Origin of the sequence: Actinomadura sp. NPDC048955, from assembly GCF_040649435.1 — a bacterium.
GTDB classification, from domain to species: Bacteria; Actinomycetota; Actinomycetes; order Streptosporangiales; family Streptosporangiaceae; genus Spirillospora; species Spirillospora luteofluorescens.
The window spans coordinates 120376-145051 of record NZ_JBEZJI010000015.1 but is presented as its reverse complement, the minus strand read 5'-3'; the positions used below and the strand labels follow the sequence as shown (position 1 = coordinate 145051).

Annotated in this window: 19 protein-coding genes; 6 read left to right on the top strand and 13 right to left on the bottom strand. The window is 71.4% G+C overall.

Annotated features, from left to right (window positions below; all coding sequences use genetic code 11):
- Window positions 1–142: 142 nt before the first annotated feature.
- Window positions 143–832 carry a cell division ATP-binding protein FtsE gene (ftsE, locus tag AB0C84_RS17515; protein WP_067453578.1) on the bottom strand — a complete coding sequence of 230 codons (690 nt, stop codon included), beginning with the start codon at window positions 830–832 and terminating at the stop codon, window positions 143–145.
- A gap of 409 nt (window positions 833–1241) precedes the next feature.
- Between ftsE and AB0C84_RS17510 the strand changes: the two genes are divergently transcribed.
- On the top strand, window positions 1242–1427 hold the full coding sequence (locus tag AB0C84_RS17510; RefSeq protein WP_179846216.1) for a hypothetical protein: 186 nt from the start codon (window positions 1242–1244) through the stop codon (window positions 1425–1427).
- A gap of 13 nt (window positions 1428–1440) precedes the next feature.
- On the opposite strand, the gene AB0C84_RS17505 is transcribed toward AB0C84_RS17510, so the two are convergent.
- A complete protein-coding gene (locus AB0C84_RS17505; protein ID WP_361066932.1) occupies window positions 1441–2499 on the bottom strand; it encodes a hypothetical protein in 1059 nt (352 codons plus the stop codon).
- A gap of 149 nt (window positions 2500–2648) precedes the next feature.
- Here AB0C84_RS17505 and prfB point away from each other — a divergent pair, with 149 nt between their 5' ends.
- Together prfB and AB0C84_RS17495 are read left to right on the top strand one after the other, a co-directional pair.
- The gene (gene prfB, locus AB0C84_RS17500; RefSeq protein WP_179846214.1) at window positions 2649–3758 is read left to right on the top strand and encodes a peptide chain release factor 2; all 1110 of its coding nucleotides are present in this window, start codon (window positions 2649–2651) and stop codon (window positions 3756–3758) included.
- A gap of 126 nt (window positions 3759–3884) precedes the next feature.
- Window positions 3885–4868: a hypothetical protein gene (locus tag AB0C84_RS17495; protein WP_179846213.1), complete on the top strand. Its 984-nt coding sequence runs from the start codon at window positions 3885–3887 to the stop codon at window positions 4866–4868.
- A gap of 425 nt (window positions 4869–5293) precedes the next feature.
- Here the strand turns inward: AB0C84_RS17495 and AB0C84_RS17490 are convergent, their stop codons facing one another.
- The 3 genes from AB0C84_RS17490 to AB0C84_RS17480 all read right to left on the bottom strand — a co-directional run bounded on the left by AB0C84_RS17490 (window position 5294) and on the right by AB0C84_RS17480 (window position 12607).
- Window positions 5294–5776 (bottom strand): hypothetical protein, encoded by a 483-nt coding sequence (locus tag AB0C84_RS17490; protein WP_361066927.1) that lies wholly within the window; start codon window positions 5774–5776, stop codon window positions 5294–5296.
- A gap of 244 nt (window positions 5777–6020) precedes the next feature.
- Window positions 6021–10853 (bottom strand): NAD-glutamate dehydrogenase, encoded by a 4833-nt coding sequence (locus AB0C84_RS17485; protein ID WP_361066924.1) that lies wholly within the window; start codon window positions 10851–10853, stop codon window positions 6021–6023.
- Window positions 10854–11032: 179 nt separating this feature from the next.
- Window positions 11033–12607 (bottom strand): serine/threonine-protein kinase, encoded by a 1575-nt coding sequence (locus AB0C84_RS17480; protein WP_361066921.1) that lies wholly within the window; start codon window positions 12605–12607, stop codon window positions 11033–11035.
- A gap of 301 nt (window positions 12608–12908) precedes the next feature.
- On the opposite strand from AB0C84_RS17480, the gene AB0C84_RS17475 reads away from it, so the two are divergent.
- Window positions 12909–13502: a hypothetical protein gene (locus AB0C84_RS17475; protein ID WP_361066918.1), complete on the top strand. Its 594-nt coding sequence runs from the start codon at window positions 12909–12911 to the stop codon at window positions 13500–13502.
- On the opposite strand, the gene AB0C84_RS17470 is transcribed toward AB0C84_RS17475, so the two are convergent.
- The 6 genes from AB0C84_RS17470 to AB0C84_RS17445 all read right to left on the bottom strand — a co-directional run bounded on the left by AB0C84_RS17470 (window position 13492) and on the right by AB0C84_RS17445 (window position 19852).
- Window positions 13492–15447, bottom strand: coding sequence for an acetoacetate--CoA ligase (locus AB0C84_RS17470; RefSeq protein WP_361066915.1), 1956 nt, complete (start codon window positions 15445–15447; stop codon window positions 13492–13494). The two genes, AB0C84_RS17475 and AB0C84_RS17470, sit on opposite strands and share 11 nt — an antisense overlap.
- A 280-nt stretch (window positions 15448–15727) precedes the next feature.
- Window positions 15728–16042: a hypothetical protein gene (locus AB0C84_RS17465; protein WP_258942771.1), complete on the bottom strand. Its 315-nt coding sequence runs from the start codon at window positions 16040–16042 to the stop codon at window positions 15728–15730.
- Window positions 16043–16145: 103 nt separating this feature from the next.
- Window positions 16146–16856 (bottom strand): haloacid dehalogenase-like hydrolase, encoded by a 711-nt coding sequence (locus AB0C84_RS17460; protein WP_339155358.1) that lies wholly within the window; start codon window positions 16854–16856, stop codon window positions 16146–16148.
- A gap of 130 nt (window positions 16857–16986) precedes the next feature.
- Window positions 16987–18615: an L-glutamate gamma-semialdehyde dehydrogenase gene (gene pruA / locus AB0C84_RS17455; protein ID WP_361066910.1), complete on the bottom strand. Its 1629-nt coding sequence runs from the start codon at window positions 18613–18615 to the stop codon at window positions 16987–16989.
- A gap of 66 nt (window positions 18616–18681) precedes the next feature.
- Complete coding sequence (locus AB0C84_RS17450; protein WP_361066968.1) at window positions 18682–19191, bottom strand: hypothetical protein; 510 nt, start codon at window positions 19189–19191, stop codon at window positions 18682–18684.
- Between the two features lie 25 nt (window positions 19192–19216).
- Window positions 19217–19852, bottom strand: coding sequence for an HAD family phosphatase (locus tag AB0C84_RS17445; protein WP_361066907.1), 636 nt, complete (start codon window positions 19850–19852; stop codon window positions 19217–19219).
- 61 nt (window positions 19853–19913) lie between these two features.
- Between AB0C84_RS17445 and AB0C84_RS17440 the strand changes: the two genes are divergently transcribed.
- Window positions 19914–21110 carry an acyl-CoA dehydrogenase family protein gene (locus AB0C84_RS17440; protein WP_361066904.1) on the top strand — a complete coding sequence of 399 codons (1197 nt, stop codon included), beginning with the start codon at window positions 19914–19916 and terminating at the stop codon, window positions 21108–21110.
- 237 nt (window positions 21111–21347) lie between these two features.
- Here the strand turns inward: AB0C84_RS17440 and AB0C84_RS17435 are convergent, their stop codons facing one another.
- Entirely contained in the window at window positions 21348–22244 is an 897-nt protein-coding gene (locus AB0C84_RS17435; protein ID WP_361066901.1) for an N-acetylmuramic acid 6-phosphate etherase, read from the bottom strand.
- The gene (locus AB0C84_RS17430; RefSeq protein ID WP_361066898.1) at window positions 22241–23221 is read right to left on the bottom strand and encodes a MurR/RpiR family transcriptional regulator; all 981 of its coding nucleotides are present in this window, start codon (window positions 23219–23221) and stop codon (window positions 22241–22243) included. Before AB0C84_RS17430 ends, AB0C84_RS17435 begins: the two co-directional genes overlap by 4 nt.
- A gap of 61 nt (window positions 23222–23282) precedes the next feature.
- Here AB0C84_RS17430 and AB0C84_RS17425 point away from each other — a divergent pair, with 61 nt between their 5' ends.
- A complete protein-coding gene (locus tag AB0C84_RS17425) occupies window positions 23283–24500 on the top strand; it encodes a BadF/BadG/BcrA/BcrD ATPase family protein (RefSeq protein WP_258942765.1) in 1218 nt (405 codons plus the stop codon).
- Window positions 24501–24676 lie beyond the last annotated feature (176 nt).

Below are 24676 nucleotides of genomic sequence, written 5' to 3'. Positions count from 1 at the left end.
GGCGCCGCGGGATGCGGCGCGGGCGGCTTCCTTTCGGGCACCCCTCTGGGTTTCCTACGACCCGGCGGGAATCGATGGTTCAGATGTCAGTGCGCCCTTGTCGGCACGCCTGTGTCAGTACGCCTGTGTCAGCGCGCCCGTATCAGTACGCCTGGCCGTAGACGCCGCGCGACTGGTCGCGGACGACGCGGCCGTCCTCCAGCTCGACGACGCGCTTGCGGAAGGCGTCGACGATGGCTGCGTCGTGGGTGGCCATGACGACGGTCGTACCGGTCCGGTTGATGCGGTCCAGCACCTTCATGATGCCGATCGAGGTCGCGGGGTCGATGTTGCCCGTCGGCTCGTCGGCGAGCAGGATCATCGGGCGGTTGACGAACGCCCGCGCGATGGCGACGCGCTGCTGCTCGCCGCCGGACAGCTCGTCCGGCATCCGGTGGGCCTTGCCCTCCAGGCCGACCAGGTCGATGACCTCGGGGACGACCTTGCCGATGAAGCGCCGCGGCTTGCCGATCACCTCGAGGGCGAACGCGACGTTCTCGAAGACGTTCTTGTTGGGCAGGAGCCGGAAGTCCTGGAAGACGCAGCCGATCCTGCGGCGCAGGTGCGGCACCTTCCAGTTGCTCAGCCTGCTCAGGTCCTTGCCCGCCACGTGCACGTGACCCTGGGAAGGACGCTCCTCCTTCAGGACGAGGCGCAGGAAGGTCGACTTACCGGAGCCGGACGGGCCCACCAGGAACAGGAACTCGCCCTTCTCGATGGCGACGTTCACATGCTGCAGGGCGGGCCGGTTCTGGCTCGGGTAGACCTTGGTGACGTTGTCGAAATGGATCACGGCTGCATCACGGCGGTTCGCTGTAGGGGTTGGGGAGCGGGCCGGCCCGCGGCCACGGAAGCGTCCGTGGCCCCTTGCCTGCGCCGCCCGGCTTCACGGCCAGGTGGGACGCGGAGCCTTCGAGCAGTGTAGAGGGGAGAGGCGACCACCTCGTCCCACTCGCAGTGGTACGGGCGTCCGGGGCCGGCACCGCGTCCGATCAGTGCGTGACGTCCGATCAGTGCCATGTAAACCGTCTCCCGACGTCCGGCCGTTTTATACCGTCTAGCCCCCGGACTTGCCGGAACGACCATACAGTCCGGCTAGGCTGGATGACGGCGAAAGATACCTAATAGGTGGACGAACGACCAGACAGGCCGACGCTTCCCGCACGGACCACGTGCCGTTGACGGAGATTGGGGCCCACGACATGAGCTGCGAACATCTCATCTGCGCTCGGTGCTCGAACCCGGTGGTGGAGGGACGCTGCCCCACCTGCCGGGAGGCCCGCTCGGAGCTGCACCACCACGGCCCGTCCGTGCCGCCCGCCGTCGTCCTGGCGGTCCTCGTCGCGCTGCTGTTCGCGGCGCTCGTCCTGCAGCGCGTCTACGGCTGACCGGCCCGGCGCGTCACGGCTTCTTGACCGGCGGCGTGCCCGCCTTGGTCACGGTGCCGTCGTCGGCGACCATGTGCGCCTTCGGCTGGGTCGCGCCCTTCTTGGCCTTCGGCGGATCGAACGCGGCGAAGTGCAGCGTGGCCGTGGTGTCGACCTCGTTGCCCTCGACCGTCCCGTCGAGCAGGTGCTCGGCCTCCTGCGGGATCTCCGGCTTCGGCGTGCCGGGATCCTTGGCGATCAGCGAGGTGTTGCGGAACAGCGAGTAGATCACCAGGCCGCCGCCGTGCTCGGTCCGTAGCCCGAAGTAAGGGAACGGCGTCGCGGTGTAGACGGCCGTGTAGGTGACGTCCTTCTTCTTGGCCTTCTTCCTGGCCTTCTTGGCGTCCTGGTAGAAGCCGGTGGTGACCGCGTTCGACCGCATCACCTTCGCGGCGACACTGCGCGGCCCCTCCGCGGCGATCGTCGCCTGGATCCCGCCGACGTCCCGGGGGCGGATCAGCACGGACGCGTCCTCCGCGCTCATGGCCGTCGCATAGCCGGCGGCGTCGATCGCGACCTTCGGCTCCTTGGCCTTCTCCTGCAGAAGGGTCGCGAGGGTGAGCTTCCAGTGGTCGGACGGGCCCCGCAGGATGAAGCTCATCAGCGCCCTGCGCTTGGTCTTGGGCTGGCCCACGACGGAACGGTCGACCGACACCACGAACCATTGCGGGTAGGCGGCGTCCCTCAGCTTCGGCACGTACAGCTTGGGCGTGCCGTACACGAAACGCCGCACCGGATCGCCGTCGTAGGCGGCCTTGCGGAACTCGGCCGCGGTCAGCTGGGACTGGCCGTCGGACGTCCACGTCAGCGCCAGACGTTCGTCGCCCGCGGCCCTGGCCACGTCCTCGTCGGTGACGTAGGAGCGGAACGCCTGGCCGGCGACCTGCGGGGTCAGCGCCACCGGCGCGGGCGGGGACGTCTCGGGCACGGTGACGGTCGGCCGCGCCTCCGTCTTGTCGCCCTCGGCGCAGCCCGCGGCGGTGAGCAGGGTGAGCAGCGCCCCGGCCGCGACCACCCGCAGGAAGCTGTGCAAAGACCCGTCCCCCGGAGCGAGAATCCTTGGCCGGCCGCCTCGGCCGACCTCCTCGGCCCGTGATTCTGCCACCCGCATGGTATTGGCCGGACCTCCGGTCGCCCGCCACGAGGCGATAAGCAGTGCCGGGACGGCGATAAGCTCGGAACGTGGCAGGCATCGAACCCGAAGAACAGCTCAAGGAGCTCGGCTCGACCCTGTCCAGCATCGAGCAGGTGCTGGACCTCGACACCATGCGCCGCGACATCGCCGAACTGCGCGAGCAGTCGGCCGACCCCGACCTGTGGAGCGACCAGGAGCGCGCCCAGGGGGTGACGCGCCGCCTGTCGTACCTGGAGAGCGAGCTCAACCGGGTCGAGGGCCTGCGGCAGCGGCTGGAGGACGCCGCCACGCTGTACGAGATGGCCCGGGAGATGGACGACGCCGACACGCGCACCGAGGCCGACGAGGAGCTGGCGGCGCTGCACAAGGCCGTCCAGCAGCTCGAGGTGCGCACGCTCATGTCGGGCGAGTACGACGCCCGCGAGGCGCTGGTCACCATCAACGCGCAGGCCGGCGGGGTGGACGCGGCCGACTGGGCCGAGCAGCTGCGGCGGATGTACCTGCGCTGGGCCGAGCGGCACGGCTACCCGACGGAGGTCTACGACACGTCCTACGCCGAAGAGGCCGGGATCAAGTCGACCACCTTCGCCGTGAAGGCCCCCTACGCCTACGGCACGCTGCGCGGCGAGCACGGCACCCACCGGCTCATCCGTATCTCCCCGTTCGACAACCAGGGCCGGCGGCAGACGTCGTTCGCGGGCCTGGACGTCGTCCCCGTGGTGGAGCAGAGCGACCACGTCGAGATCGACGAGAGCGAGCTGCGGATCGACGTCTACCGGTCGTCGGGGCCCGGCGGCCAGGGCGTCAACACGACCGACTCCGCCGTGCGGATCACCCACATCCCGAGCGGCATCGTCGTGTCCTGCCAGAACGAGCGCAGCCAGCTGCAGAACAAGGCCACGGCCATGAACGTCCTGCAGGCCAAGCTGCTGGAGCGCAAGCGCAAGGAAGAGGCGGAGAAGCTCTCCGAACTGCGCGGCGAGGGCACCACGAGCTGGGGCACGCAGATCCGCAACTACGTGCTGCACCCGTTCAAGATCGTCAAGGATCTGCGCACCGGCGTCGAGGTCGGCAACACCTCCGCGGTCCTGGACGGCGACATCGACGAGTTCATCGAGGCCGAGATCCGCTGGCTGCGCCAGCAGGAGAGCGCCTGACCCGAGACCGTCCCCCGACCGGTCCCCCACCTTTTACGGCCGACTTTCGTGTTCGCAGAGTGATCACATGATCACTCTGCGAGGATGCCGGGTGGTCCGGACCAACGTCGCCATTCGGGGGGCCTCATGGCAGCACGCACTCTCGTCCCACTACTCCTACCCGGCCTGCTGGCCGCCGCCGTCAGCACCGGCTGCTCCGGCAACAACACCTCCTCCGCGGCCCCGGGGAAGCCGCAGGGGCCGCCCGCCCTCACCAAAGAGCAGGCACAGCAGGTACTCACGTCCTTCGCCTCGGGCATGAACCAGGCAGGGCTCAGATTCAGCGGCAGGACACTGCGCACCGTCGAAACCGACCCGCAGCTCACCATGGACGTCGCCGCCCTCAAGCTCCGCCGCGCCGTCCGGCAGCGTCCGCCCAAGGTCGTCTTCAGCCACACCACGTTCTACATCCCGCGGCTGACCGGCCACCCGCGCTGGTTCGCGGCCGACGCCGTCAGCGGCAAGGGCAAGCAGGCCCTGCGGCACGCGCTGCTGTTCACCCAGTCCAGCGAGAACGCGCCCTGGCTGCTCGCCGCCGACCCGTACCCGTCCGAACTCGCCCTCGCCCACGTCGCGCTCGACCCGCAGGGGTACGCCACCCCGGTCGCCCCCGACGTCGAAGACCTCGCGGTCGCCCCCGCGAAGCTCCCGAAAGCCCACGCGGCCCTCCTCACCGACGGGCCCCGCGCCTCCGGAGCCTCCGTCCTCGCCGACGGGGCGAAAACCAGCGAAACCTACAAGGCGCTCAAAGCAGGCGAGAAGACCCTCGCCACCCGCGGCGTCACACTCTCGTCCCGCTTCTCTCCCGCCGAGTACAAGGTCTACGGGCTCCGCACCAAAGACCGCGGAGCCGTCGTCTGGTACGTCCTCAAACAGAACGAGGCCTACTCGGCCGCCCAACGAGGCAAACTCGCCGTAAGCGGCGACCTCGTCGGCCTCGCCCCATCCACCACCGCCCGGACGCGCCTCGACACCACCGTCCTCGTGCAGTACCTGGCCACCATCCCACCCAAAGGCCGAGCCACCATCAGCGGCATGTACCGCAAAGCCGTCACCGCCCAAGGCTCCTGAACCCCGTCGGATACCGGCCGGCCCGCCCCTCCTGACCGCTGCGGCGGAACCGGCCGGTGTCCGATGGTTTATTGCTTTTTTCTCTGCAGTGCTCTCCTCCTTCGGGCCTGGCGGCCCTCCATCGTCGAGCACCGCGGGCGATCGCTGGCATCGCTACGACTCGCCTTGCGGCTCGCTGCGCGATCAGATTCTTGCTTCGCTCGAATCTGCCTTCGGACGCGATCGCGACCATTGAGGCTGTTGCGGGGTTGCTGAAGTGGCTGAGCTTGTTGCGCCCGGTGGTCCTCTTCAGGAGAAGGTGCGGGCAGCGCTCCGACTCGCCTCGCGGCTCGCTGCGCGATGAGGTTCTCGCTTCGCTTGGACCTGCCTTCGGGCGCGGTCGGGACCGATGCCGGGTGCTGCGGGTTGCGGTGGGGTTCGTGCGTTCATCGCTTTGCTCGGGGCCTTGGTCCTGGGTGGGGCGGAGTCAGGAGGCCGTGGGAGCTCATGATCGCTAAAGTCACGCCGCTGGCTCCTGTGCCCACGCCCAGGGCGGTGGCGATGATGGCTCCGGTCTCGCCGCCTGCCAGGAGGAGAAAGACGATCAGCGCGGCGACGTTGAGGCCCAGGGAGAGCGCGAGGGATATGCACAGCTTGCGCGTGCCGAGGTTCACGGCAGTCCTTTCAGCGAAAGGCAGTGGCCAGCGCGCCCGCGACAGATCACCAACGGCCCGCGGGACATGCACTACCTGTTCGGGACGCCCTTCAACGAGCGCCCGGGCAAGGGCTCCCGCCGCATGGTTCGGGGTGAACCACGCGGCGGGCTCAATGGTTGCGATCGCGTCCGAAGACAGGTTCAAGCGAAGCGAGAACCTGATCGCGCAGCGAGCCGCAAGGCGAGCCGGAGCGATGCCAGCGATCGCCCGCATTTCTCGACGATGGAGGGCGCCCAGCGCCCGAAGGAGGAGAGAAATGCAATAAGCACGCCCCCGCCGCGTGGTTTGAAGTGAACCACGCGGCGGGCCTCAATGGTTGCGATCGCGTCCGAAGGCAGGTTCAAGCGAAGCGAGAACCTGATCGCGCAGCGAGCCGCAAGGCGAGTCGAAGCGATGCCAGCGATCGCCCAGCTTTTTCGACGATGGAGGGCCGCCAGGCCCGAAGGAGGAGAAAAAGCTATTCAGCGGGAAGGCTGCTGGAGGTTACGAGGGTGCGGATGGCGCCTAGGGCTACTGAGAGGGTTGCCAGGTCGAAGCTGTCGCTTTCCCAGATTTCGCTCAGTGTTTGCTGGGCTCGTTGGACGGCTGGTTTGTTCTTTTCCGCCCAGTAGATCATCCGTTCTTCGGGGTTGCCTCCGGGTTCGCTGGTGACGAGGACGTCGCGGGTGAGGGCGGAGTGGGCGGCGTACAGGTCGTCGCGGAGGGCGGAGCGGGCCATGGAGCGCCACTTGTCGTCGCGGGGCAGCGCGATGATGCGTTCGCGCAGGCGGGACAGTTGGAGGCGGTCGGCCAGGTCGAAGTAGATTTCGGCGACTTCTTCCACCGGGCGTTGGGTGTCGTGGGCTATGCCGACGACGTCGAAGGTGGAGTAGGCGGGGACGAACGTGGCGCATTGTTCGGCGAGTTCGTCCGGGACGCCGAGTTCGGCGAAGCCGTCGCGGCGCTGTTCGAAGGCGGCCAGGTCCAGGCCGACGAGCAGCTTCGAGAGGTGTTCGCTGAGGGTGGCGGCGCCGCCGCGGAAGAAGTCGATCGTCTCCTGGATGTCGAACGGGGGGCGCCGGTTGTGCAGGAGCCAGCGGGCGCCGCGTTCGGTGAGCTTGCGGGCCTCCAGCAGCATCGCGACCTGTGTCGACTCTTCGATGTGGTGCGACAGGCTTTCCACCGACCGCCAGAATCGCGGCATCTGGAAGACGTCGCGGGCGACGAGGTAGGCGCGGGCGATGTCGGAGGAGGACGCGCCGGTCTCCTCGTTCATCCGGAACACGAACGTGCAGCCGCTGGCGTTGACCACGTCGTTCACCACGGCCGTCGTGATGATCTCGCGGCGGAGCGGGTGCCGGTCCATGTGGGGGCGGAACCGTTCGCGCAGCGGGGTCGGGAAGTAGTCGACCAGCCACGACTCCAGGTAGGGGTCTTCGGCGAGGTCGGAGGCGACGAGGTCGGCGTCCAGGGCGAGCTTGGCGTAGGCGAGCAGCACCGAGAACTCGGGGCTGGTCAGCCCGAGGCCGGACTGGCGCCGCTCGGCGAGGGCCTTGTCGTCCGGCAGCGCCTCCAGGCGGCGCTTCAGGCGGCCGTCGCGTTCCAGCTTGCGCATGTAGCGGGCGTGGACGTGCAGCATCGCGGGGGCCTGCGCGCGGGCGGCGGCGAGCACCACGTTCTGCGCGTAGTTGTCGCGCAGGACGAGCCGCCCGACCTCGTCGGTCATCTCGTAGAGCAGGCCGTCGCGCTGCTTGCCGGCCAGTTCGCCGTCCCGCACCGCCTGGTCGAGCAGGATCTTGATGTTGACCTCGTGGTCGGAGGTGTCGACGCCCGCGGAGTTGTCGATGAAGTCGGTGTTGATCAGGCCGCCGCCGCGGGCGAACTCGATGCGGCCGAGCTGCGTCACGCCGAGGTTGCCGCCCTCGCCGACGACCTTGCAGTGCAGTTCGGCGCCGTCCACGCGGACGGGGTCGTTGGCCTTGTCGCCGACGTCGGCGTTGTTCTCGAAGGACGACTTGACGTAGGTGCCGATGCCGCCGTTCCACAGGAGGTCGACCGGGGCGCGCAGGATGGCCCGGATCAGCTCGAAGGGCGGAAGGGTCTTCACGCCGTCGCCGAGCCCGAGCACCGCCCGCATCTGCGGGGTGATCTGGATCGACTTGACGGTGCGGGGGAACACGCCGCCGCCCTTGGAGATCAGCGAGGTGTCGTAGTCGGCCCAGCTGCTGCGCGGCAGTTCGAACAGGCGGCGGCGCTCGGCGAACGAGGCGGCGGCGTCCGGGTCGGGGTCGAGGAAGATGTGCCGGTGGTCGAACGCGGCGACCAGGCGGATGTGCTCCGACAGGAGCATCCCGTTGCCGAACACGTCCCCGGACATGTCGCCGATGCCGACGACGGTGAAGTCCTCGTTCTGAATGTCCTTGCCGAGGGCCCGGAAGTGGTACTTCACCGACTCCCAGGCGCCGCGGGCGGTGATGCCCATGCCCTTGTGGTCGTAGCCGACCGAGCCGCCCGAGGCGAACGCGTCCCCGAGCCAGAACCCGTAGTCGGCGGCGACGCCGTTGGCGATGTCGGAGAACGTCGCGGTGCCCTTGTCGGCGGCGACGACCATGTAGGTGTCGTCGCCGTCGTGGCGGACGACGTTCGGCGGCGGGACGACCTTGCCGTCCACGAGGTTGTCGGTGAGGTCGAGCAGGCCGGAGATGAAGTCCTTGTAGCAGTCGATGCCGGCCTTCTGCCACGCCTCCCGGTCCACGGACGGGTCGGGCAGCTGCTTGCCGACGAAGCCGCCCTTGGCGCCGGCCGGGACGATGACGGTGTTCTTCACCGCCTGCGCCTTGGCCAGGCCGAGGATCTCGGTGCGGAAGTCCTCGCGCCGGTCCGACCAGCGCAGCCCGCCGCGCGCGACCGACCCGAACCGCAGGTGCACGCCCTCGACCTTCGGCGAGTACACGAAGATCTCGTAGGTGGGGCGGGGCAGCGGCAGGTCCGGGATGCCCGCCGGGTCGAACTTCATCGCCAGGTACGGCTTGTTCTGGTAGTGGTTCGTGCGCAGGGTCGCCTGGACGAGCGCCAGGTAGGAGCGCAGGATGCGGTCCTCGTCGAGGCTCGCGACGTCGTCCAGCTTGCCGCGGATCTCCTCGGTGATGCCGTCGCTGCGCTCCTCCTCGCCGCCCTGCAGGGTCGGGTCGAGCCTGCTCTCCCACAGCCGGATGATCAGCCGGGTGATGGAGGCGTTGCGCAGCAGCACCTCCTCGAAGTACCGCTTGGAGAACGCGGCGCCCGCCTGCCGCAGGTACAGGGCGTAGGCGCGCAGGATCATCGCCTGCCACCAGGTCAGGCCGACGTGCAGGACGAGGGCGTTGAAGCCGTCGTTCTCGATGTCGCCGCGCCACAGCACCGTGAACGCGTCCTGGAACAGGTCCTTGACGGCCTCTTCCGGGACGTCCGCGGGCGGCACGTACCGCAGCCCGAGGTCGTAGATCCAGAACCGGCGGCCGTCGGAGGTGTTGATCTCGTAGGGGCGCTCGTCGATCACCTCGACGCCCATGTTCTGCAGCAGCGGCAGCACCCGGGACAGCGAGATCGGCTCGCCCATCCGGTAGATCTTCAGCCGCCGCTCGCCGGGCCCGGCGCCGGCCGGCTCGTACAGGTCGATCGAGGTGTCGACGGCCTCGTCGAGCGCGTCGAGGCGGCGCAGGTCGCTGACGGCGGTGCGGGCCGGGAAGTCGGCCTTGTAGCCCTCGGGGAACGCTTCGCCGAACGAGCGGCCGAGCGTTCCGGAACGTTCCTCTCCGCACTGGGCGACGATCGCGTCGGCGAGGTCGTCCTCCCAGGAGCGGGTGGCGTCGGCGAGGCGCTCCTCCAGCTCCGGGACGTCGACGTCCGGCAGCGGGCGGCCGCGCTCGCCGCGGACCACGACGTGCAGCCGGGCCAGGTTCGACTCGGTCACGTTCGCGCTGTAGTCGACGCTGACGCCCTCGAACGCCTCCTTGAGCAGGTCCTGGACGCGCAGCCGGACCTTGGTGGTGTACCGGTCGCGCGGCAGGTAGACCATGCAGGACATGAAGCGGCCGTACAGGTCCTTGCGCAGGAACAGCTTCAGCTGGCGGCGCTCGCGCAGCCGCAGCACGCCGAGGGAGATCTTCAGCAGGTCGTCCACCGAGATCTGGAACAGCTCGTCGCGCGGGTAGCTCTCCAGGATCTCGATGAGGTCCTGGCCGTCGTAGCTGTCGGGGGTGAACCCGGCGCGCTCCAGCACCTCGTCGAGCTTGGGACGCAGGACGGGGACGTGCGCGATCGACTCGCTGTAGGCGACGTGCGTGAACAGGCCGAGGAACCGGCGCTCCCCGACGACCTCGCCGGACGCGTCGAACTTCTTCACCCCGATGTAGTCCAGGTACAGGGGGCGGTGGACGGTGGAGCGCGAGTTCGCCTTGGTGAGGACGAGCAGGCGCTTCTCCGTCGCCTTCTCGCGGACCTCGGGCGGCAGCGCGGCGAAACCGGCGGACTCGCGCTTGTCCATGCGCAGGATGCCGAGGCCCGAGCCGGGCTCGGGGCGCAGCGCCGTGCCGTCGTCGGTGAGGGTGTAGTCGCGGTAGCCGAGGAACGTGAAGTGCCCGTCGGCCAGCCAGTCCAGCAGCTCGACGCCCTCGGCGAGCTCCTTGTCGGACAGGGGCGGCGGGACCTCCTGGATCGCGGTCGCGATCTCGTGGGCGCGGGCCCGCATCTTGGGCTCGTCCTCGACGGCGACCCGCACGTCCTGCAGGACGCGGATCAGGTCCTTCTCCAGGACGTCCAGGAGAGCCTGGTCGGTCGTGCGGTCGACCTCGATGTGCATCCACGACTCGTCGACGTCGGCGTCGCTGTCGCGCTTGCCGCGGAACGCCCTGAGGTGGCCCGCGACGTCGCGGTCCACGCCCAGCAGCGGGTGGACGATCAGCTGGGTCGCGAGCTGGTGGCGGCTCAGCTCCATCGTCACCGAGTCGACCAGGAACGGCATGTCGTCCGTGACGACCTGGACGACGGTGCGGCCGGGGTTCCAGCCGTCCTCTTCCAGCGTCGGCGTGAACACGCGCACCTTCGCGCGTCCCTGCGGCCGCTCCTCGGCGAGCGCGCGGTGCGCCAGCGCGGGCCCGCAGATGCCGGCCGGGTCGCGCTCCAGCAGGTCCTCCCGCGCGACCTGGCGGTAGTAGAGGCGGAGGTAGGCGAGAACCTCCTCCGCGTCCCCGCGCGCGTCCGGACGCCGCGCGCACGTCTCGGCGGCCCGCCGGAGCAGGTCGTCCTTCTCTTGATCGAGCATGCCGCTCATCGACAATCTCCCCTTGAGACCCATCGCCACCTCGTTGTGGCGCCGCTCACTGCACGAGCGTAACCAGGAATCGCCGCAAAGCCGACCTGGTCGCGTGCATGGCCGACGTGGCCTATCCCACCCTGCCAGGGCCACCGCCGCCGCTCAGGGTGATCTTGAAAATCGGTGCCGCGCGCGCGTCAGCCCGCGGCCTGGCCGCCGGTGCCCGTTCCGGTTCCGGTGCCGGGGTCGGTGCCGCCGCCTCCGGGATCGGTCGGCGGGTCGCCGGGGTCGGTCGGCGGGTCGCCCGGGTCCGTGGGCGGAGACTCCGGGTCGGTGGGCGTGCCCGTCGGCGTGTCGGTCGGGGTCGGGCTGCCGGTCGGCGTGGGGCTGTCGGTCGGCGTGGGGCTGCCGGTCGGGGTGGGGCTGCCGGTGGGCTCCGGGTCGTAGGACGTCGGCGGCTGCTCCTGCACGGCCCGGCGGCTCGTCGGCGGCGCGGTGGTGGGCGCGACGTCGGTCGAGGCGGGCGGCGCGCTCGGGTCGCTGACCTTGCGGCCCGCCTTGCCGCTGTCGCCGGAGCCGAGCAGCAGGACGGAGGACACCACGATGAACGCGACGACGAGGGCCGCGGCCCCGGCGAGCACGGCGGAGCGTCCCGAGCCGGCGAGCGAGCGACGCAGGCCGCCGCCCTTGCCGCCGGAGCCGGGCATCGTCTCGTCCGCGGCCCATTCGGCGGGCGTGCGGTCGGCGTCGTAGGCGTCCGGGACGGCGCCGGCGGCCGCGGGAGCCTCGAAGGCGGCGTCGTCGAAGATCGGGTCATCGGCGGGGAGGGGGGCGCCGGCGCGCGCCGCGGCGGGCTCGAACACCTCGTCCTCGTCGCCGCCCTCGGCCGCGAGGACGGACCCGGCGGCCAGCATCGCGGTCTCGTCGGTGTCGCCGGACGGGCGGGCCGCCGGGCGCGCCGCGGCCTCCTCGTGCCCGAGCAGCCGCATCAGCACCTGCCGGGCGCCGGGACGGCGGGAGGGGTCCTTGTCGAGGCAGTCGAGCACCAGGTCGCGCAGCGGCCCGTCGAGGTCGCCGAGCTCGGGCTCCTCGTGCAGGATCCGGTTGATCACGGCGGGGATGGTGTCCTGCCCGAAGGGCGGCTCCCCGGTCGCGGCGTAGGCCAGCGTCGCCGCCCAGCAGAACACGTCCGCGGGCGTCCCGACCACGTCGCCGCTGATCTGCTCGGGCGCCATGTAGGACGGGGTGCCGATCACCCGGCTGGTGAGGGTGGTGCCGCCGCTGAGCGCGCGGGCGACGCCGAAGTCGATGACGCGCGGGCCGTCGGGGCCGATCAGCACGTTGTGCGGCTTGAAGTCGCGGTGGACGATGTCGGCCTGGTGGATCGCGGCGAGGGCCGTGGCGGTGCCGACGGCGAGCCGGTCGAGCGCGGCGCCGGCGAGCGGGCCGTCCGCCAGCACGTGCTGGTTCAGCGACGGGCCGGGCACGTACTCGCTGACGATGTAGGGCCGGTCGCCGGTCGCGTCGGCGTCGATCACCTGCGCCGTGCAGAACGGCGCCACCTGCTTGGCGACCTCGAGCTCGCGCAGGAAGCGGGCGAGCGCCTTGTCGTCGGACGTCAGTTCGGCGTGCAGCAGCTTGATCGCGACCTGCCGGCCGTCCTCGGCCGCGCCGAGGAACACCGTTCCCTGGCCGCCCTCGCCCACCCGGCCGATCAGGGCGTAGGTCCCGAGCCGGTCCGGGTCTCCGGACCGCAGCGCCCCAACCTCCATGCGTGGAACCGTCCCTCTCCTTGATCGGTGAATCGAGTGTGCGTCGACCCGGATCACCCCTCCGACTGTGTGACGCGCGAGGCCCGAGCCGAGTTCACCGGATCCCGCGACCATTCGGAGCGATATGGACGATCATCTCCGCGGGTCGGCTTTGGGTCGTAGACCACCTTAATGGCGTTACTTCCCCCAGCGCCGGGGGCGCGCCCGCTGTCACTACGGAAGCGGCGTTCATATCCGGCAGTCTCGCTGGCGCGGTGGGGGCGTACAAGCGGAACGCTGCCACACGCGGGAGACTGAGCCCATGGCGACACTCGACGGCCGCCGCGTTCGCACGCGCGCCGAACTCATGGACGAGCACGGGCTCGGGCGCAGCACCCTGGAGAAGTGGTACCGCGAGCGCGCCGCCAACGGCCATCCCGAACCGGTGGGGACGGTCGGTTCCCAGCTGGCGTGGGACGCCGCCGAGTGGGAGCGCTGGTACGAGGCGCGCCGGGCCCGGGACGTCCCGACCGGCCTCGCCACCCGCGACGAGCTGGCGGAACGCCACGGCCTCAGCCGCCACCGCCTCAAGCAGCTCTGGGCGGACCGCGCCTCCAACGGCCACCCCGACGTCGCCCACCGCGCCGGCAAGGCCCTGTACTGGGACGAGGCCGCCTGGACGGCCTGGTACCGCGCCCTGGAGGAACGTCCGGCCGAGGAAGCGCCGGACGACCTGGTCACCCTGGCGGAGGCCGCCCGCATCCTCGGCCTGGCGCAGACGAGCGTCACCGTCTACGCCAGGCGCCCGCCGGCGGGCTGGCCGGAGCCCGCCAGGGTTGAGCCTCTGGGAGGAGGCCGCGTGCGGCGCCTGTACCGCCGCCGCGACGTCCTCGCCTACGCCGCCGCTAAGGGGTGAAGTGGCGGAGCACCTCGGGGTTGGCCATGGAGTCGCGGTTGGCGGCCCGGTCGACCGGGGTGCCCTGGAGGATCTTGCGGACGGGGACCTCCAGCTTCTTGCCGGACAGCGTGCGCGGGATGCCGGGCACCGCGGTGATCTCGTCCGGGACGTGCCGGGGCGACAGCGCCGACCGGATCCGCCCGCGCAGGTCCGCCACCAGCTCGTCGGTGAGCGACGCGCCCTCCGCGAGCTGGACGTAGAGCAGCAGCCGGCCCTCCTGGCCGAGCCGGCCGGTGTCGATGACGAGGCTGTCGGTGATCTCGTCGAACGCCTCGACGACCCGGTAGAAGTCGGAGGTGCCCATGCGGACGCCGCCGCGGTTGAGGGTCGAGTCGGACCGCCCGTAGATCACGCAGCCGCCGTCCGGCAGGACCTTGATCCAGTCGCCGTGCCGCCACACGCCCGGGTACATGTCGAAGTAGGAGTCGCGGTAGCGCTCGCCGCCCTCGTCGTTCCAGAAGAAGACGGGCATGGACGGCATGGGCTCGGTGATGACCAGCTCCCCCACCTCGTCGATCACCGGCTTGCCGTCCTCGCCGAACGCCTCCACCTTGGCGCCGAGGCCGCGGCACTGGATGACGCCGGCGCGCAGCGGCAGCAGCGGCGAGGGGCCGACGAAGCCGGTGCACAGGTCGGTTCCGCCGGAGAACGAGCCGAGCAGCAGGTCGCGGCCGACCGACTCGTACACCCAGGCGAAGCCCTCCGGCGGAAGGGGTGAGCCGGTGGAGCCGATGCCGCGCAGGCGGGACAGGTCGAGTTCCTCGCCGGGGCGGCGCCCCTCCTTCGCCGAGGCGGTGATGTAGGGCGCACCGACCCCCATGTAGGTGACGCCGTTCTCGGCGGCGAGCGACCACAGGTCGAGGGGGGCGCCGTCGTACATGACGACGGTGGACCCCACCAGCAGGCCGCCGATGAGGTAGTTCCACATCATCCAGCCGGTGGTGGTGTACCAGAAGAACACGTCCCCGGGTCCGACGTCCTGGTGGAACGACAGCGCCTTGAGGTGCTCCAGGACCACGCCGCCGTGGCCGTGGACGATCGGCTTCGGCAGCCCGGTCGTCCCGGACGAGTAGACGACCCACAGCGGGTGGTCGAACGGGACGTCCTCGAACTCCAGGGTGTCGTGGCCCTGACGGGGCAGCTCCCCGTAGTGCATGCCGACGCGCAGGCCCTCCGGCGTCGCGGCCGGGTCCAGGTACGGGACGAGCACGGTGGCGGCGAGGGTCGGCAGGGCGGCCTCGATCTCCGCGACGATTCCGCGGCGGTCGAACCGCTTGCCGTTGTAGGCGTAGCCGTCCACGGCGACCAGGACCTTCGGCTCGATCTGCGCGAACCGGTCGATCACCGAGGAGGACCCGAAGTCGGGCGAGCACGACGACCAGACCGCCCCCAGCGACGCCGTCGCCAGGAAGCAGATCAGCGCCTCGGGGATGTTCGGGATGTAGGCGGCGACCCGGTCGCCCTTGCCCACCCCCAGCTCTGCCAGGCCCGCGCGCACCTCCGCGACGTGCAGCGCCAGTTCCCGGTACGACAGCAGCCGGTGCCCGCCCGCCTCCGACCGGAACACGACCGCCGTCTCGTCGGGCGCCTCCCGCGCCCGGCGCAGCGCGTTCGCCGCATAGTTGACGGTCGCGCCCGGGAACCACTCCAGCCCGTCGACCGGCATGGGTCCGCCCGTCCGGACGGGCCCCTCACCGCGCTCGCCGACGACGTCGAAGTACGACCAGATCGCGTCCCAGAACGCGTCGACCTCCGTGACCGACCAGTGCCAGAGCTCGTCGTAGGACTCCTTGAGGACGCCCCGGTCCCCCAGCCAGTGGGCGAACCGCGTCACCCGCGCGTCCGCGACCACCTCCTCCGACGGCTCCCACAGCGCCGAACCCTCGGATACCTCCCGGGCCATCTCTCTCCCTCCCCGCCGCGCCACGCCGCGCGACCATCCCAATATCGGGCCCGCCCGGCACACCGCGCAACCTGCCCGCCACGCCCGCCGTCAAGCCCCGAACCCGGTCCCATCGCAGGTCAAAACGCGTCCTCGGACAACCCCGCGCCCCCACACAGAACCGGCCCCGGACATCCCCCGCCCCCACACACCCGCGAGAACGGGCAGCTTGGAGAGGGCACACCGGCGGGCGCGGCGATGTGTCGGCCGCCGCGCCGAGGAATCGCCCCGGAGGGAGAGATCAGCCTTGCCGGGGCCGGCAGTTCTGGCCGTCGGCCCAGAGCGAGCCCTCGGCCCAGCCCGTCCGGCAGTGGTAGGTGTTGTCGTTGCGGCGGTCGATGACGGTGAAGTCGGAGAGCGGCCCCCCTTGGGCGGAGTCGCAGTTCCGGCCGAAGACCTGGGGATACCGCGACTCCACCTGCTCGCACACGAGCATCTCCCCGGCGCGCTCCGCGGAGGCCCGGCCGGGATCGGCCGGGGGCGTGGTGAGGAGGAGCGCGGCGGCGCCGAGGGCAGCGGCGAGGACGGTGGACAGGGCGACGGTACGACACGGCACGGCAATCACTCCTTGACGTCAAGTGATTACTCAAAGTTAGCGATACCGTCCGGACGGCGCCGCCCTTCCGAGGTGACAACCTTGTCTCACATGCGGGCGCGTCTCACATGCGGGTCAGGTCGGCGACCGCGCTCACCACCGCGTTCGTGTCGGCGAGCGTCGCCAGGACGTGGTCCGCGCCGGCGGCGCGGAGTTCGGCCTCGGTGGCGCTCCCGGTGGCGACGGCGATGATCGGCGAGCCGGCGATGTGCGCGGCCTGGACGTCGCGGGGCGAGTCGGCGACGTAGACGGTCGCGGACTCGGGGTAGCGGGCGCCGTGGCGCTCCCCGGCGCGGGCGCGGGCGACCTCCAGGAGGGCGGCCTTGCTGTAGACGCCGTTCTCGTAGCCGCCGGCCTCCAGGTCGAGGCGGCCGGCCAGGCCGAGCTCGGTCACCTTCAGCACCGCGTTCGGCTGGAGCGATCCGGTCAGCACCGACTGGACGACGCCGGGCACGTGGGCGAGCGCCTCGACGGCCTCCCGGGCGCCGGCCAGGACGCGGCCGTGCGCGCCCAGGTCGGCGCGACGGCTCGCGAACGCCTCGGCCAGCGCGTCGAAGAAGGCGGGGAGGTGGTCGTCGGTGGTGACGACGTCGTTGAACGCGAGGGTCTCGAAGATGATCTCGGATTCGGTGCGGCCGGGGGTGGGCGGCAGGCGCACCAGCGGGCGCCCGATGGTCCGCTGGAACGCCTCGGCATAGGCGTCCCGGGTGATCCGCCCGACGTCGACCAGGGTGTGGTCGATGTTCCACAGCACGAGACGGTTCAGCGTCGACATCCCGTTCCCATGACGCCTCCAGGGGGTGTGCTCAGGCGCCGTCCACCGGACGGCGAGGCGAGCCTATCGTCAAGCCTCCCACCCCTACGACCGGTCGGGAAGAGGGCCCGGGGGCGGGCCTGGCGGGGCCTCAGCCCATGTGCGGGTAGCGGTGGTCGGTGGGCGGGACGAAGGTCTCCTTGATGGAGCGGGCGCTCGTCCAGCGCGTGAGGTTGAGGATCGAGCCGGCCTTGTCGTTGGTCCCGGACGCGCGGGCCCCGCCGAACGGCTGCTGGCCGACGATCGAGCCGGTCGGCTTGTCGTTGATGTAGAAGTTCCCGGCGGCGAAGCGGAGCCGCTCGGTGGCCTCGGCCGCGGCGGCGCGGTCGTCGGCGATGACGGCGCCGGTCAGCGCGTAGTCGGAGACGCCCTCCATCTGGGTGAGGACGCCGTCGTAGTCGGCGTCGTCGTAGACGTGGACGCCGAGGATCGGGCCGAAGTACTCCGTGGTGAAGATCTCGTCGGTCGGGTCGGAACACTCCAGGACCGTGGGGCGGACGAAGTAGCCGCGCGAGTCGTCCAGCTCGCCGCCGGCGAGGATCTGGATGGTGGCGGTCCCGCGGGCTCGCTCGATGGCGCGGCGGTGCTTGGCGAAGGCCCGGTCGTCGATCACGGCGCCCATGAAGGCCGACAGGTCGTCGGCGACGTCGCCCACGGTGAGGGCGTCCACCTCGGCGCAGAAGTCGTCGCGCATGCCGGCCCAGATCGAGCGCGGGATGTAGGCGCGGGACGCGGCGGAGCACTTCTGCCCCTGGTACTCGAAGGCGCCGCGGACGAGCGCCGTCTTCAGCACGGCCGGGTCGGCGGACGGGTGCGCGACGACGAAGTCCTTGCCGCCGGTCTCCCCCACGATGCGCGGGTAGCCCCGGTAGCCGGAGATGTTCTCGCCGATCGTCCGCCAGAGCCGCTGGAACGTGGCGGCCGAGCCGGTGAAGTGCAGGCCGGCGAGCTCGGGGTGGCGCAGGGCCACCGCGGAGACGGCGGCGCCGTTGCCGGTGACCATGTTGATCACGCCGGGCGGGAGCCCGGCGGCCTCCAGCAGGCGCATCGTGTGGTGGGCGGCGAGCTGCTGCGTCGGGGACGGCTTCCACACCACGACGTTGCCCATCAGGGCGGGCGCAGTCGGCAGGTTCCCGGCGATCGCGGTGAAGTTGAACGGGGTGATGGCGAGGACGAAGCCCTCCAGCGGCCGGTACTCCAGCCTGTTCCACACCCCCGGCGGCGACAGCGGCTGCTGCTCGTGGATCTGCTGCGCGTACCGGACGTTGAACCGCCAGAAGTCGATCAGCTCGCAGGCGGCGTCGATCTCGGCCTGCTGCACCGACTTGGACTGGCCGAGGATCGTGGCGGCGTTCACCGTGGACCGCCACGGCCCGGCGAGCAGCTCGGCGGCGCGCAGGAAGATCGCGGCGCGGTCGTCGAAGGACATGGCCCGCCAAGCGGGCGCCGCCTCCCGCGCCGCGGCGACGGCCTCGGCCACGTCCGCCTCGGTCGCCTCGCCCATCCGGCCGAGCACGTGGCCGTGGTCGTGCGGCTCCACGACGTCGACGGGCGTGCCCGCGCCCATGCGCCGCTCGTCGCCGATCGCCATGGTCAGCTCGGTCTGCGCGCCGCCCAGCTCCTTGATCCTGGCTTCCAGCGCGGCGCGCTCGGGGCTTCCCGGCGCGTACGTCCTGACCGGTTCGTTCATGGGAACCGGCACGGTGGTGACGGCGTCCATCTGACGTCTCCCTGCGATCCGACGGCATTGTCGACGTGCCGAGGGACCTACCCCGCGCCCGGGCCGCTAGTCGAGCAGGTGGACGAGTTCCTGGGTGGCGTACCAGAGGAGCTCGTGGCCCTCGGCGCCGTCCACGGTGAAGCGGGCGTCCTCGTCTCCGGCGTCGGCGGCCGCGAGGGCCTCCGCGGCGGCGTCGACGTCGGGGGCGGCATCGGGGTCGTCGACGTGGCCGGAGGCGATCCGCTTCCACGCGACGGGGGCCGCGATCTGGACGAGGGCGCGGTGCCCGTTGCCGAGGGCCGCGTCGCCGCGCGCCCAGGAGACCTGGTCGTCGGGGACCTCGGCGGCCAGCACGACCCGGCGGCGCGGGACGGACGGGTCGGCGGCGAGCAGGCGCAGCGAGGCGCGGGCGGCGGCGGACATCGCCGCGTACTCCAACTCCTCCTGGTCGCCGCCCGCGTACCACTCGCGCAGCGCGGGCGTGACCGCGTGGGCGGCGAGCGGCGCGGGACCGATCTCGCGCGCGGCGTGGACGCCGGCGAGCAGCGTGAGCGTGGACGGCAGGTAGACGCGCATGACGGTCAGCAAGTCTGCCAGACGGTCAGGGCAGCAGGTCCATTCCGCGCAGTTCGGCGATCGTCGTGTCGGGGCCGGTGTGCAGGATGCCGCGGATGCCGAGGGCCTGCGCGGCGCGGATGTTGTGCTCGATGTCGTCGATGAACACGCACTCGGCGGCGTCGAGGCCGAGCAGGTCCAGGGCGTGCCGGAAGATCCGCTCGTCGGGCTTGCGCATCCCGACCTCGCAGGAGATGACGACCGCGTCGAAGAGCTCGGCGAACAGGTCGTGGGGGTAGTCGTTGCCCCAGGAGTTCGACAGCAGGGCGGTGCGGGCGCCCGCCGCGCGGACCGCGCGCAGCGCCTCGTACATCGGCTCGACCGGGGCGAACGCGCCGAACATCCGGGCGATGAGCCCGGCGGCCTCCACGGGGGCGCCGTCGACGGTGAGCAGCTCGGCCGCGAGGAGGCGTTCGAACTCGGAGGTGGGCAGCGAGCCGTCCTCCAAGCCGTGGATGGGGTTCGTCCCGGCGCCGTCGTAGGCCTGCTTCACCCAGGCGCGCATGACGGTCTTGTAGCGCTCGACGTCGATGCGGTCGGCGGTGAGCCAGACCTCGATGGCCTCGGCCAGGGGCGAGGTGAGGACGCCGCCCCAGTCGGTGATCACAGCTTTGACGCTCACGCGCCGATGGTAGGCGATCCCCGGCGAAACGACCGAATCCCGTTCTGTCAGAATGCGGCCCATGGACTTCGAACTCAGCCCGAAGGCACGCGACCACCGGGACCGGCTCCAGGAGTTCATGGAGGCGCGCGTCTACCCGGCCGAGCCCGTCTACGCCGCCTGGCGGGCGGAGAACGACCCGCACGCGCTGCCGCCGGTCGTCGAGGAGTTGAAGGCCGAGGCGCGCGAGCGCGGCCTGTGGAACCTGTTCCTGCCGGACGTCTCCGGCCTGTCCAACCTGGAGTACGCGACCCTCGCCGAGCTGACCGGACGGTCGCCCGACCTCGCGCCCGAGGCGGTCAACTGCGCGGCGCCCGACACCGGGAACATGGAAGTCCTGCACATGTTCGGGACGGACGAGCAGAAGGAGCGCTGGCTCAGGCCCCTGCTGGACGGCGAGATCCGCAGCGCGTTCGCGATGACCGAGCCCGAGGTCGCCTCCTCCGACGCCACCAACATCACCACCTCGATCGTCCGGGACGGCGACGAGTACGTGATCAACGGCCGCAAGTGGTTCATCACCGGGGCCGCCGACGAGCGCTGCAAGATCTTCATCGTGATGGGCAAGACCGACCCCGGGGGGCCGCCGCACCGGCAGCAGTCGCAGGTGCTCGTGCCGCGCGACGCCCCGGGCGTGACGGTCGTCCGGCACCTGCCCGTGTTCGGCTACCAGGACCAGCACGGCCATTCGGAGATCCTCTTCGAGGACGTCCGGGTACCGGTGTCGAACCTCGTCGCGGCCGAGGGCGACGGATTCATGATCGCGCAGGCGCGCCTCGGGCCCGGCCGCATCCACCACTGCATGCGGGCGCTCGGCATGGCGGAGCGGGCGCTGGAGCTGATGTGCCGCCGCGCCCTGTCGCGTGAGGCCTTCGGCGGGCCGCTGGCCCGGCAGGGCGTCGTCCGGGAGCAGGTCGCCGAGTCGCGGATGGCGATCGAGCAGGCCCGGCTGCTGACCCTCAAGACCGCCTGGCTGATCGACCGGCACGGGGCCAGGGGCGCGCGAACGGAGATCGCCGCGATCAAGGTGGTCGTTCCGCGCATCGCCCACGAGGTCCTCGACCGCGCGATCCAGGTGCACGGCGCCGCCGGCGTCTCCGACGACACCCCGCTGGCGGCGATGTACTCCTGGGTCCGCGCGATGCGCATCTTCGACGGCCCCGACGAGGTCCACGTCCGCACCGTGGCCCGCCAGGAACTCCGTAGGTACGAGGCTTGATTTATTGCATTTTTCTCCTCCTTCGGGCGCTGGGCGCCCTCCATCGTCGATAAACGCGGGCGATCGCTGGCATCGCTCCGGCTCGCCTGGCGGCTCGCTGCGCGATCAGATTCTTGCTGCGCTCGAATCTGCCTTCGGACGCGATCGCGGCCACTCAGGTTGTTGCGGGGTTGTTGTGGTGGCCGGTGTTGTCGGGATCGCGAACTTGAGGTGGGGGGCAGCGGTTCGCTTGCTGTTCTATGCGGATCTGAGTCTCTGCAAGGCCTCTCGGACGCCGCCGTCGGTTTCCTCGAGGACCATCGTGGCGCGGGACGCGGGGACCTCGCCGAGGAGCGAGACCAGGGCGACGCGGGTGTTGCCGCCTGCCTCGGACAGCGCGTTCTCGCAGGTGCGGGCGTCCATCCCGGTCGCCTCGGTGAGGATGCGCACCAGCCGGGCGCGCAGCTTGGAGTTCAGCGCGTTCACGCTGACCATCAGGTTGGAGTAGGTGCGCCCCATCCTGATCATCAGGGTGGTGGAGAAGGAGTTGAGCACCAGCTTGGTCGCGGTGCCCGCCTTCATCCGGGTGGAACCGCTGATCACCTCGGGCCCGGTGGCGAGCCCGATGTGCACCTCCACCTCGTCCCCGTACGGCGTGTGCGGGTTGCAGCTGATCAGGGCCGTGCGCGCCCCGACCGCGGCGGCGGCGCGCAGCGCCCCCACCACGTACGGGGTGCGGCCGCTGGCCGCGATGCCGATCGCGACGTCGCCCGGCCCGACGTCGAGGGCGTCCCGGCGGCCGAGCTCGACGTCGTCCTCCACGCCGGAGACGGCCTGCGACAGCGCGCCGGGCCCGCCCGCGTTGTGGGCCACGACCCGGCCCCAGATGCCGAACGTGGGGGGAAGCTCGGCGGCGTCGAGCACCGCGAGCCGGCCGGACGTGCCGGCGCCGAAGTAGTGCACGCGGCCGCCCGCGCGCAGGGACTCCACGGCGAGGTCGACCAGCCGGGCGACCTCGGGAAGCACGGAGCCGACCACCCTCGGCACGGTCGCGTCCTCAGAGTTGATCAGGCGTAGCACCTCCATGGTCGGCAGCGTGTCGACGTCGAGGGTCCGGGGGTTCCGTCCCTCCGTGGGGAGCTCGCAATCGATCACCGACGCCTCCGGTCGGGTCGCACGGTCCGTCCGCGGACCGCCTCGTACGTGGCTTCGAGGGCCTTGCGGGTAGACCCGTAGGTGCGCTGCGCGACTCCGACGAAGAGGCAGTCCACCACCGTGAGCTGCGCCAGCCGGCTCGCGGTCGCGCCCGAGCGGAACGTGGTCTCCCTGGCGGCGGTCGTCAGGATCATGTCCGCGACTTCCGCTATGGGGGACTTCGGGAAGTTGGTGAGCCCCACGGTCCTGGCGCCCCGGGTCTTGGCGACCTCCAGCGCGTCGATGGTCTCCACCGTCGCCCCGGTGTGCGAGATGCCGATCGCCACGTCGCCGGGGCTCAGGACGGCGGCGCTGGTCAGCATGATGTGGGCGTCCGCCCAGGTGGAGCAGACCCGGCCGATGCGGTGCAGCTTCTGCTGGAAGTCGGCCGCGACGAACGCGCTCGCGCCGACGCCGTAGACGTCGACGCGGTTCGCGTTGACGACCGCGTCCACGACCTGCTCCAGCATCTTGATGTCGAGCTGGGAGGCGGTCTCCTCGACGGCGCGCGCGTCGGCGAAGGTGACCTTCTCCACGATCTGTTCCAGCGAGTCGTCGGGACTGATGTCGCTGCCGATGACCCGGCCGCCGGTGGCGCTCTGGGCCCGTCCCGCCTCGGTGGCGAGGGTCAGCCGCAGCTCTGGGTAACCATGGAACCCGATCGCCCGGCAGAACCTGATGACCGTGGTCTCGGAGGTGCCGCAGTTCTGGGCGAGTTCGGTGATGGTCGAGTTGGCGACCCCTTCGGGGTCGTCGATGACGCGTTGAGCGACTCTTCGCTCGGCGGGGGGCAGCGAGGGCAGCAGCGAACGGACCCGCACCACCGTGCTCAGCGGCGTGGCGTCCCTGTCCCTGCCCGCCGCGTCGTCCCGTGGCGCCGCGGGCTCCCCCGTGTTCCCCCGCTCGGGGCCCCGAGCGGGGCCGATGGGTTTCCTCATGGAGGAAATTTTCTTACGCGCTGGATGTCACGTCAACGTTAGGAAAGGCTACGGTCGCCATGTGTTGACCCATTTGGCCGGTCCTTACGTGGTCGGTATCGACGCGGGTGGCACGAAGACCCGCTGCGTCGTGCTGACGCTCGGGGGAGCCCTGGCCGGTTCCGGCACCGGCCCAGGGGCCAACCCCAACTCAGGAGGCGACACCGCCGGGGCGCTGACCACCGCCCTGCGGGAGGCACTCGGGGATCTCGACCGTACCCACATCCTCACCGGCGTGTTCGGCATCGCCGGCGCCGGCTCGGCCGGCCGGCCCGCCGCGGTCGCGGCGGCCCGGCGGGCCTGGCAGGCCGTCGGGCTGCGCGGCTCGCCCGCCGTGGTGACCGACATCGCGGTGGCGTTCGCCGCCGGGACCAGCGAGCCCAAGGGCATCGTGGTGTTCTCCGGCACGGGCGCCGGCGCGGCGGTCATCAACGACGGCGCGATCGTGCAGCGCGCGGACGGCTACGGCTGGCTCGTCGGGGACGAGGGTTCGGCGGTGTGGCTCGGGAAGGAGGCCGTCCGGGCCGCGCTCGCCGCCTACGACGGCCGCGGCTCCCCGACGCTGCTCACCGATTCGGTCCCCCGGGCGCTGCTCGGAGCCACCGTGGTCGCACAGATCGACTCGGAACGGCGAAGACCCCGCCACCCAAGGGCGCTGGCCATGGCCGGCGCCCCTTCGCCGTCCCCGGGCCCCGCTGTGCCGCCGCAGTCCGCCGCGCTGTCCGCCGGCGGGGGCTCCCCCGGCGGGCGCGCCACCGGCACCGCCGTCCTCGCCCTCGAATCCGCCTACCCGCCGTCCGCCCGCCACCCCGCCCACGGCGGCGGGCCGCCGGGCCCGCACGGGCCGCCGTGCCATCCCGAGTCTCCCGGCACCCCGCCCAATCCCCGCCTCGCCCAGGCGATCATCAAGGAGGTGTACGGCCGCCCGCCCGCGGCCCTGGGCCGCCTCGGCCCGGTGGTCGCCGCCGCCGCGGCCGCCGGTGATCCCGTGGCCAGGCGCATCACCGACGAGGCCGCGCAGTGGCTGCTGGCCGACGTCGACGCGGTGCGCCCGGCCTTGTCCGACCCCTGCGCACCGGTCGTCATGCACGGCTCGGTGCTCCGTGAAGGCCCCGTCGCCGAGGCCGTCCGCTCCGGGCTGCGCGCCCGCTTCGCCGACGCGCCCCGCAGCGCCGGCGACGGAGCCGTCGGCGCGGCCGGGATGGCGCTGCGCCGCCTCGGCCACCCCTTGCCGGGCTGAGCACCGCCGCCACGCGGCGAAGGGCCCGCCCGGCCCGGCCCGGCCGATCCGGCCCGGCCGCCGGTCCATCGCGATGGACCCCACATGATCCGACACCGCTCGCGGTCCGGGGTCCATCGTGATCACCGTGTGACCCCCGTGGCCGCAGAGCCCTGTGAGCCGCCCGTCCGTCCGGG